The organism is Corallococcus llansteffanensis, from assembly GCF_003612055.1.
GTDB classification, from domain to species: domain Bacteria; phylum Myxococcota; class Myxococcia; order Myxococcales; family Myxococcaceae; genus Corallococcus; species Corallococcus llansteffanensis.
Window position 1 is genome coordinate 1 of record NZ_RAWB01000554.1, and the last position, 6,621, is coordinate 6,621.

The 6,621-nt window shown below is 70.6% G+C and carries 8 protein-coding genes; 3 read left to right on the forward strand and 5 right to left on the reverse strand.

The window, feature by feature from the left end; genetic code table 11:
* Positions 1-181 precede the first annotated feature (181 nt).
* A complete protein-coding gene (locus D7V93_RS34815) occupies positions 182-640 on the reverse strand; it encodes a Crp/Fnr family transcriptional regulator (protein ID WP_120647472.1) in 459 nt (152 codons plus the stop codon).
* Between the two features lie 81 nt (positions 641-721).
* Between D7V93_RS34815 and trxB the strand changes: the two genes are divergently transcribed.
* From trxB to moaC, 3 genes are read left to right on the forward strand one after another with little or no spacing between them, the layout of a single operon-like run.
* On the forward strand, positions 722-1,687 hold the full coding sequence (gene trxB, locus D7V93_RS34820; protein WP_120647473.1) for a thioredoxin-disulfide reductase: 966 nt from the start codon (positions 722-724) through the stop codon (positions 1,685-1,687).
* Positions 1,684-2,871, forward strand: a complete 1,188-nt coding sequence (locus D7V93_RS34825) for a trans-sulfuration enzyme family protein (RefSeq protein ID WP_120647474.1) — start codon at positions 1,684-1,686, stop codon at positions 2,869-2,871. The genes trxB and D7V93_RS34825 overlap by 4 nt, the downstream gene beginning before the upstream one ends.
* Positions 2,868-3,308 carry a cyclic pyranopterin monophosphate synthase MoaC gene (gene moaC / locus D7V93_RS34830; protein WP_120647475.1) on the forward strand — a complete coding sequence of 147 codons (441 nt, stop codon included), beginning with the start codon at positions 2,868-2,870 and terminating at the stop codon, positions 3,306-3,308. The genes D7V93_RS34825 and moaC overlap by 4 nt, the downstream gene beginning before the upstream one ends.
* Here the strand turns inward: moaC and D7V93_RS34835 are convergent.
* From D7V93_RS34835 to D7V93_RS34850, 4 genes are all read right to left on the reverse strand, one after another.
* The gene (locus tag D7V93_RS34835; protein WP_120647476.1) at positions 3,305-3,874 is read right to left on the reverse strand and encodes an NUDIX hydrolase; all 570 of its coding nucleotides are present in this window, start codon (positions 3,872-3,874) and stop codon (positions 3,305-3,307) included. The two genes, moaC and D7V93_RS34835, sit on opposite strands and share 4 nt — an antisense overlap.
* Positions 3,875-3,914: 40 nt before the next feature.
* On the reverse strand, positions 3,915-4,739 hold the full coding sequence (locus D7V93_RS34840) for a SirB1 family protein (RefSeq protein WP_120647478.1): 825 nt from the start codon (positions 4,737-4,739) through the stop codon (positions 3,915-3,917).
* Positions 4,740-4,823: 84 nt separating this feature from the next.
* Positions 4,824-5,099 carry a hypothetical protein gene (locus D7V93_RS34845; RefSeq protein ID WP_120647477.1) on the reverse strand — a complete coding sequence of 92 codons (276 nt, stop codon included), beginning with the start codon at positions 5,097-5,099 and terminating at the stop codon, positions 4,824-4,826.
* An 8-nt stretch (positions 5,100-5,107) separates the two neighbouring features.
* Positions 5,108-6,621, reverse strand: a 1,514-nt coding sequence (locus D7V93_RS34850; RefSeq protein WP_120647479.1) for a YiiX/YebB-like N1pC/P60 family cysteine hydrolase, incomplete at its 5' end; no start/stop codon positions are given.

A 6,621-nucleotide genomic window follows, 5' to 3' on the forward strand; every position in this document is an offset into this window, starting at 1 on the left:
ATCCCGCCTCCCTCCACGCTGCCCACGCCAGAGCAAGGCATGTGCCCTGAGGGCGCACTCCCGGGCACAGGGCATGGCCCCGTCCAGGTGCGCGCGAAGGGGCCCGGACGCGGGACGGACAGCGGTGCTCCACCCGCGCTCTTGGCGCGCGAGGAGACAGGAGGGACGTGACGCTCGACCGCTAGAAGCGGGAGATGGCGAAGAAGCCCTTGATCTTGTCGTTCGTCTCGCGAAGCCGCTCGCTCAGCGTGCGGACGAACGTCCAGAGGAGCACGTAGGCCAGGTCCTTGTCCGTGAACATGAGCTGGTCCAGCTTCGCCCGCTCGATGACCCACACCGTGCAGTCGCTGTGGGCGATGGCGTCCGCGGAGCGGGGCGAATCCTCGATGACCGCCATCTCCCCGAAATACTGGCCGGTTTCGAGGATGGCGAGCGCCTCCTCGCCAATGCCCGGCACGGATTTGGAAATGCGCACCCGGCCGCTGGCGAGGATGAACATGTCCTGGCCGGTGTCTCCTTCACGGAAGACGAAGTCGCCCGCCGGATAGGTCCGGGATTGGGCAATCCGGGCGACCTTGGCGAGCTGGCCCTGGGTCAATCCCTCGAAGAGCGCAACCTTCTTGAGGACAGCGGCATCCATAGGGTCCAGGTACGTAACATGGCCTGGAGGGCGGCGTCTGTTAGCGTCCCCGCCCGGAAACGCAACCGCGCAGGAGGCGCCGTGTCGCAGGACAAGATTCAGAAGGTCACCATCATCGGTTCGGGCCCCGCGGGCTACACGGCCGCCATCTACGCGGCGCGCGCCAACCTGGAGCCCGTCGTGTTCGCCGGTGGCCCCACCCTGGAGCACCCCCAGCGCGTCCCCGGTGGCCAGCTCATGGTCACCACCGACGTGGAGAACTACCCCGGCTTCCCGGAGGCCATCACCGGCCCGGAGCTGATGGAGCGCTTCCAGAAGCAGGCGGAGCGCTTCGGCACCGCGCTGCACATGGAGAACATCACCAAGGTGGACTTCTCCCAGCGGCCCTTCCTGCTGGAGAGCGAGAGCGGCATGCAGGTGCGCTCCGAGACGGTCATCATCTCCACCGGCGCCACCGCCAAGTGGCTGAACGTCAAGGGCGAGGACACCTACAAGAACCGCGGCGTGTCCGCGTGCGCCACCTGCGACGGCGCCTTCTACAAGAAGCAGGACGTGCTGGTGGTGGGCGGCGGGGACACGGCCATGGAAGAGGCCACGTACCTGGCGAAGATCGTCAACCACGTCACGCTCATCCACCGCCGTGACACCCTTCGCGCCTCCAAGGTGATGCAGGAGCGCGCGCTCAACAACCCGAAGATCTCCTTCCTGTGGAACTCCGCGGTGGAAGAGGTCGTGGGCAACCACAAGGGCATGACGGGCGCGGTGGTGCGCAACCTCAAGACGAACGACAGCCAGCTCGTCACCGCCACGGGTCTGTTCGTCGCCATCGGCCACACGCCGAACACGGAGCTGTTCCAGGGCATCCTGGAGACGCACCAGGGCGGCTACCTCAAGACGGTGCCGGGCAGCACGCGCACCAACATCCCCGGCGTCTTCGCCTGCGGCGACGTGCAGGACAGCTACTACCGCCAGGCCATCACCGCCGCGGGCACCGGCTGCATGGCCGCCATCGACGCGGAGCGCTGGCTCATCGAGCACGGCGAATGAGCAAGAAGCAGAAGACGGTGGCGGTGCACGCGGGCTCCCGGTTGACCGGGAGCAAGGCGGTGCCCGTCATGCCGCCCATCTTCCCGGCGGCGGTGAACTGGTTCGACAGCAGCGACGACCTGTCCGACGCGCTGGACGGCAAGGACTACGCTTACGCCCGCATCAGCGCGCCCAACGCGGCGCTGCTGGAGGAGGCGGTGGCGGCGCTGGAGGGAGCCGAGGCGTGTGTCGCGTACGCCAGCGGCATGGCCGCGCTGCGCTCGCTCTTCGACGCGCAGCCGTGGAAGGCCGGCGACGTGCTGGTGATGCCGACGGACGGCTACGGCGTCACCCGGCTGCTCTACAAGAACCTGTGCACCCGCTGGGGCGTGGAGCTGCGGCCGCTCAATCAGACGGACCCGGAGGCCCCCGCGCGCATCCGCGAGTGGCGCCCGCGCATGGTGCTGGCGGAGAGCATCTCCAACCCGCTCCTGCGCGTGCCGGACATCCGCGCCCTCGCGAAGGCGTGCCGCGACGCGGGGTCGGTGTTCGCGGTGGACGCGACCTTCCCGTCGCCCTTCGGGCAGCGCGCGCTGGAATTGGGCGCGGACTACGCGGTGCAGTCCACCAGCAAGTGGCTCAACGGCCACAGCGACGCCTTGGGCGGCACGGTGAGCGGCTCGAAGGCGCGGATGGATCCGCTGCGCTCGGCGCGCATCCTGTCGGGTGACGTGCTGGGCCCCTTCGAGGCGTGGCTCACGCTGCGCGGCCTGCGCACGCTGCCGGTCCGCATGAAGGCCCACAACGAGCACGCCGCGCACGTGGCGAAGCGACTGTCGGATTCGCCGCTCCTGGAGCGCGTCATCTACCCGGGCCTTGCGTCCCATCCGGACCACGCGGTGGCGGACCGGGTGCTGGAGGGTGGCTTCGGGCCCATGGTGGCGTTCGAAATCCGGGGCGCGGGCCAGAAGGAGGGCGACCGGTTCCTGGAGGCGCTGCGGGTGTGCAAGCCCGGGCCGTCCCTGGGGGACGTGGGCACGCTGGTGATGCACGCGGCGAGCGCCAGCGCCCGTCGGATGACGCCCGAGGAGCGCGCCCAGGCGGGCATCCGCGACAGCCTCATCCGCGTGTCCGTGGGGCTGGAGGATCCGGACGACGTGGCGGACGACCTGCTCGCCGCGGTGGCGAAGGGGGCCGGCCGGTGAAGATGGTGGACGTCGGCGACAAGCCGAAGACGGAGCGCGTGGCGGTGGCCACGGCCCGGCTGCGGATGCTGCCCGCGACGCGCGAGCGCATCCTCGCGGGGCAGGTGGAGAAGGGGGACGTGCTCGCCGCGGCGCGCATCGCGGGCATCATGGCCGCCAAGCGCACCCCTGACTTCGTGCCCCTGTGCCACCCCATCGCGCTCGCGGGCGTGGACGTGACGCTCACGCCCGTGGACGAAGGCCTGGAGGTCCTCGTGCGGGTGAAGACGGTGGACCGCACGGGCGTGGAGATGGAGGCGCTCACGGCCGCGTGCGCGGCGGCGCTCACCGTCTATGACATGTGCAAGAGCGTGGACCGGGGCATGGTCATCGAAGCGGTGCAGCTGGACCACAAGTCCGGCGGCCGCTCCGGGACGTGGGAGCGCGAGGGGGCCTAGCGCCTTGCTTCCGCGCGCAGCCGCTCCAGGAAGAAGGCCACCACCACCAGCGAGTGCGTGATGTGACCTTCCAGGATGAGCCGGGGCACGTCCGCGCGCGGGTGCAGCTCCACGACGATGTCCTCGCCCTCGTCCGGGTCCCCTGCGTGCACGCGCTCGCAGTCGAGCGCCAGGAAGGTGTGGCACCGGTTGGGCTGGAAGGCCGGGTTGGGGTGCACCACGCCCAGGGCCTCCAGCCGCCCGGCGCGGTAGCCCGTCTCCTCTTCCAGCTCGCGCGCGGCGGCGGCGGCCGGTGCCTCTCCCGGGTCGATGCAGCCGCCGGGCACCTCCAGCGTCGGCGCGTCGATGCCGAAGCGGAACTGGCGCACCATCACCAGCTCGTCCGCCTTCGTCACCGCGATGACGTTGACCCAGTCCGGGCACTCCATGCGCACGCGCGGGTGCTCCTGCTGCGTGCGCGGATCCGCCACCTTGTCCTCGCGCACCTTCACCACGCCGAAGTCATGCTCCAACCCCCGGCGCAGGCGCGGCCAGGGCTTCAGCTTCGGCTCGGACTCCGACGACATGCGGGGACTTCCTTCCAGCCAGGGGCACAGGGGACTTCGCCTAGTTGAGCAGCTCGGCCCGGGCGCGCAATTCGCGCGCGTGCAGCTCCAGGCGCTCGCGGTCCGGCGCGTCCGGGGACAGCTCCAGGCACCGCTCCACGTCCTTGAGCGCCGCGCGGTAGGCCCCCATCGTGGTGAGCAGCGCCGCGCGCGTGCGCAGCTCGCCCGGGTGGTCCGGCGCCAGCAGCAGCAGCAGGTCCACCACCGCCAGCCCCTGCTCGCTGTCGTCGCGCCCCAGGTACACGCGGCGCAGGTTGGACAGCATGCGGTAGGCGATGAGCTCCACCGGCGCGGGCGCGAGCATCGCGCGGTCGAACTTGAGCTGCGGCGCCACGCGCTTGAGGAGCTCCTCGCAGCCGTGCTCGGTGAGGATGTCGCCGTGGTGGAACGGATCCATCACCAGCTTGTGGTCGCCCGCGTCGCACGCCACCAGGAAGTGGCCGGGGAAGGGGACGCCGTACAGCGGGATGCCCGCGCGGCGCGCGACCTCCAGGTAGAGCACCGACAGGGTTATCGGCAGCCCCACCTTCCGCTCCAGCACCCGGTCCAGGAAGCTGTTGTCCGGGGCGTGGTAGTCGTCCTCGTTGCCGCGGAAGCCCTCGATGTCCGCCAGCACGTGGCGCAGGGCGCGCAGGGGGGCCAGGGCCTCGCCCTTCTCACTGAGCCTTTCAGCCTCCACCTGCACCCGGCACGCGAGCGCGTCCAGCGTGTGCAGACACGCCGGCGCATCCAGGTCCACCCGGCCCAGCGTGGCGATGGCCAGGGCCGCCAGGTCCAGGCGCGGGGGATCCGCGGCCAGGGAAGACACCAGCCGCTCGCGTGCCAGCGGCGGGCCGAATCCAGAGGGAAAGCTCACGGTGCGCACCAGTAACCCACGGAAGGTCCTACGGCAAAGGCAGGCAGCCGAGCGTCAGGCCCCCGGGGGAGTAGCAGGCAGCCGACCCTTGATTTCCGCGCGCAGCGCCATGTGCGCCGAAATCAGTCCGGCCAGGATTCCGTCCTCGAACTCGAAGGAGGGGTGCTCCTTCAACTGGGGGAAGTCGTGCGGGTTGCGCATCTCCTCCGGCCCGATGTTGGGCACCGCCTCGCGCGCCAGGCGCAGCACCTTCGCCTGCTGCTGGGCAATCATCCGCTCATAGAGGGCGGTGGCGAGGTCCAGCAGCTCGTTCGCCGTGTCTTCCGTCATGGTGTGGCCTACTCCTGGGCGATGTCCCACTTCATGCGACGGTAGGTGTAACGGAAGGCCTCGGCGTTCGCTTCGATGGCGTCACCCTGGGTCTCCCGTCCGTCCAGGAAGGCGACAAAGTCGAACTGGCGTGTGGGCGTGCCGTACTCCGCGTCGAACAGCCGGACGATTTCATTCGCGGGCAGGGTGCGCCGTCCGGCCACGTTCACCAGGGGGATGCTCAGCCCCTTCATGTCCTTCGCGGGCGCGTAGGACTTCCAGACGAGCTCCGTGCACACCAGCGTCTGGTCGGAGAAGAAGTCGAAGTTGAAGTCGTACGGCCGGCCCTGGAAGGTGAAGGCGCGCAGGATGGCGCGGGCCTTGTCCACCGGAGACAGGCGCGGCCGGAGCACGCCCAGGTAGTCCACCCGCATGCCGTGCTCCACCCCGGTGAAGCTCACGCCCTCGCTGATGGACTCGATGATGCGCACCGGGTCGCCGTGGGCGTCCTTGCCGGTGTACTCGGCCCACTTGGCGGGGAAGGCCTGGGCCAGGTGCGCGGTGAACGTCGGGGGATGGCCGGGCAGGGTGGCCACCCAGGCCTTCACCTCGGGGTCCGCGTCGAAGGCCTGGGCCAGGTCCTGGGCCGTGCCCACGTAGAGCTCCGCGTGCGGCCAGAAGCCCGGCAGGCCGATGTTGGACAGGAACCAGTTCTGCCGCGCCAGCAGCACGTCGCCCGGGGCCATGCGCGTCAGCAGCCCCAGCGCCTGCTCACGGGCGATGAGGGGCCTGCCCGCGCGGCGCACGCGGGTGTCACCCATCCACTCCGCCACGGTCTTCTGCACCGGGAACACCGCGCGCGCGGTGGTGTCCTGGGTGAGGTCCGCGACGGCCCGGGCGAACATCACCGGGCCGCGCTTGAGGAGGCTGCCGCGCGCGGCGTGGCTGTCGTCCCGCATGGCCTGGAGCAGCGCGGGGACGCCCGGCTCGTCCAGTACGCCGGCCTTCGCCAGGAGGGGGTGCAGCGTGGCCCGGTAGCCGTCGCCGGTGAAGAGCTGCGTGGTGGTGCCCACGTGGAGCACCTGCTCCTTGAAGCGGCCGAAGACGCGCGGCGGCAGGCCGTACTCGGGGCCCGGCTCGTCCAGAAGGACCTCCAGCTGCGGCTGACCCGCGGCGAGCTCCACGTAGCGCAGCCCCTGGGCCAGCTCCGCGGCGAGCGCGGCGTGCGTCAGCAGGAAGCCCCAGGCGTGCTTCTTCGGCTGGGTGAGCGACGGCACCTTGAGGAACTCCCAGTAGCGCTGGCGCACGCTCTCGGTGGCCACGAAGCAGTCGACGAAGGCCGCCCAGGTGGACACCAGGAGCTGCTTCTCGTCCGGGCTGTACGGCACGCTCTGCTTCTGCCGGTACAGCGCGCGCGAGCGGGCGGCTTCCGCCTGGATTTTCCGGAGCCCCTCGGTGCCCTGGCGCAGCGCCTCCAGGTCGCGGCGCGCCTGGGCGACGAAGGCCGCCTCGTCCAGGGCGTACACGTCGCGGAGGACAACGG